General features: G+C 76.7%; 1 protein-coding gene and 2 pseudogenes. All 3 read left to right on the forward strand.

The window, feature by feature from the left end; all coding sequences use genetic code 11:
- Nucleotides 1–1637: pseudogene (locus tag C1I97_RS35185) on the forward strand (SCO7613 C-terminal domain-containing membrane protein); the annotation flags it as partial.
- A gap of 177 nt (nucleotides 1638–1814) precedes the next feature.
- Complete coding sequence (locus tag C1I97_RS35190) at nucleotides 1815–2363, forward strand: SigE family RNA polymerase sigma factor (RefSeq protein WP_111007018.1); 549 nt, start codon at nucleotides 1815–1817, stop codon at nucleotides 2361–2363.
- Nucleotides 2360–2565 (forward strand): annotated as a pseudogene (locus C1I97_RS35195) (hypothetical protein); the annotation flags it as partial. The gene C1I97_RS35190 and the pseudogene C1I97_RS35195, both read left to right, overlap by 4 nt.

Below are 2565 nucleotides of genomic sequence, written 5' to 3' on the forward strand. Positions count from 1 at the left end.
GTGGGGGTACGGCAGGGGGCTCCGTTCCCTGCGCATCCCCTTCCCCGCCGCGCTGGCCGCCGCCCAGCTCCCCCTGCTGCTGTGGGCGGTGGCGGCCGACGCGGGTCCGTACGCGATCACGGCCGCGCTGCTGCTGACGGCCGCGTTCGACACGGTCGTCGCACTCCGGACGTCCGCGAGGCCCCCGCGCATCGCCGCCGCCGTCGGCGCGTACGGGACGGGCGGCTGGGGCGTGGCGGCGGCCGGCGTGCTCTCCTGGGAGGCCGCCGGCCCGAGCGCCGCCGCCCGTGCGGCGCGGTGCCGCCCGGGCGTCGGCCTCCGTCCAGGCCCTGGCGGTGGTGTGGGCGCTGCCCCTGGTCGTCGTGGCGCTGCTGGGTCCGGTCGGATGGACGGGGCGGGTCTGGTCCGGGGCGCCGTCGGACCTGCGCGCCGCGGTGACGGTCTGGGCACCCTGGCCGGCGGACGCGACGGCCGCGCCGCTGGTGCTCGCGGTCGTCGCGGCGGTTCTGGCCGGGGCGGCCCGCGCCACCACGGCCTGGCGCGACCCGGCCGCGGCCGGTGCCGTGGCCCTGGTCTGGGCGACCGCGATCGTCTTCCCGGTCGCACTGCGACTCCCCTACGTGGCAGGCCTGTTCGCTCAGGGGCTGACGGTCGTGGCGGCACTGGCCGTGGCGGCGCACGCGCGTCGGACGCCGGCGTCCCTCACCGCCGTCCTCCTCTCCCTGCTCACCGCGGTCGGCCTCGCGCTCCTCTCGCTCGCCTCCCGGGGCGCGACCCTGGCCGTGCTCGCCGCGCTGACGGGGATCTTCGCGGTGGCCGCCGCACACCGGCGTCTGACCGCCGTCTGCGCGAGCGCGTCCCTGGCCGGTGCGGCGGGTCTGGCGTGTGCGGTGGGTGCCGCCGCGGACTGGCCGCCCGCGCACACGGCGCTGCTGGTCCTCATCGTCCCGGCCGCCGCGGCCCTGCTCGCGCCGAGGGTCCCGCGCATCGCGGTCCCGGTCGAGGCCACGGGCGCCGTCGTGGGGCTCCTGGCCATCGGGCCGGCCGCCACCGACGCACCCGTGCTGGCCCTCGTACTGGCCCTGTGCGGGGTGATCGCCGCGGGCACCGCCGTGCGCGCGGACCGCCGTCGGGCCGGGTACGCGGCCGCCGCGCTGTTCGTGCTGGCCACCTGGGTGCGGCTCGGGTCGTGGGCCGTGGACACCCCGGAGGCGTACACCCTGCCGGTGACCGTCCCGGCGCTGGTCGTGGGCTTCGTCCGGCGCCGCCGGGACCCCGAGGCCTCGTCGTGGACGGCATACGGTCCCGGGCTCTCGGCGACGCTCGTGCCGAGCCTGCTCGCGGCGTGGGCCGACGCCGACTGGCCGCGCCCCCTGCTGCTCGGCACGGCGGCCCTCGTCCTCACCCTGCTGGGTGCCCGCCACCGGCTCCAGGCGCCGCTCGTCCTCGGCGGGAGCGTGCTCGTGCTGGACGTGCTGCACGAACTCGCCCCCTGCCTGGTGCAGTTGGCGGGCATGCTCCCCCGCTGGCTGCCTCCCGCGCTCGCCGGGGTGCTGCTGCTCGCGCTGGGCGCTACGTACGAGCAGCGGATCCGGGACGCCCGGCGGGTGCGGGAGGTGCTGGGACGTATGCGCTGAGGGCCGGCTACGGCATCCGGACGGCGAGCGGCGATGCCGAAGCCGGTGCACCGCCGGGCCGTGAGGGCGAACCCCACGGCGCCGGGCCGGAGACTTCCGGCCGGTCACGGCGTTCACCGGACCCCGGGCAACCGAATCCGCCGAAACGGTGGTCTGGAGGGCGAGGGAGGGTGCTTGATGCAGGCCAAACTAGAGACCGAGTTCCAGGAATTCGTCGGAGCGCGGTGGTCCCATCTCGTACGGACCGCGTATCTGCTCACGGGCGACGTGCACCACGCCGAAGACCTGACGCAGACGGCGCTGGCCAAGGCGTACCGCTCATGGCGGCGCGTCTCGCGCAGCGACAGTCCGGAGGCGTACGTCCGGCGGATCCTGGTCAGCTGCAACAGCGACCGGTTCCGCAAGCGGCGGGTCACGGAGGCTCTGACCGCGGCGCCGCCGGAGGTGGCCGGGCGCGACGAGGCCGTCTCGTGGGCCGACGAGCGCAGCGCCCTGCTCGCGGCGCTGGCCGGACTGCCGCCGAAGCAGCGGGCGGTGGTCGTCATGCGGTACTGGGAGGACCTGTCCGAGGCCGAGGTCGCCGAGGTGCTCGACTGCTCACCCGGCACGGTCAAGAGCCAGGCGTCCAAGGCGCTGGCGAAGTTGCGTACGTATCCGGGGCTCGCGCAGATCGTGGACGAACCCGTCCGCGGCCGAGTGCCGTCCGAGCGGGGAGGCAGGAAGTGAACGAGGAGCAGAGGCAGTTGGGGACGGGAACCGGCGGGGGCTTCGAGGAGCAGCTGCGCGAGCTGCTCGCCGAGGACGCGAACACGATCCGGCCCGTGCCGGCGCCGTACCCGGCGATCCGGCGCCGGGGCACGATCCAGCGGCGCCGCCGGGTGGCGGCGACCGGGGCGGCCCTGGTGACGCTGGCGGCGATGCCGATGGG

Source organism: Streptomyces sp. NTH33 (assembly GCF_003236365.1).
Taxonomy (GTDB): Bacteria; Actinomycetota; Actinomycetes; order Streptomycetales; family Streptomycetaceae; genus Streptomyces.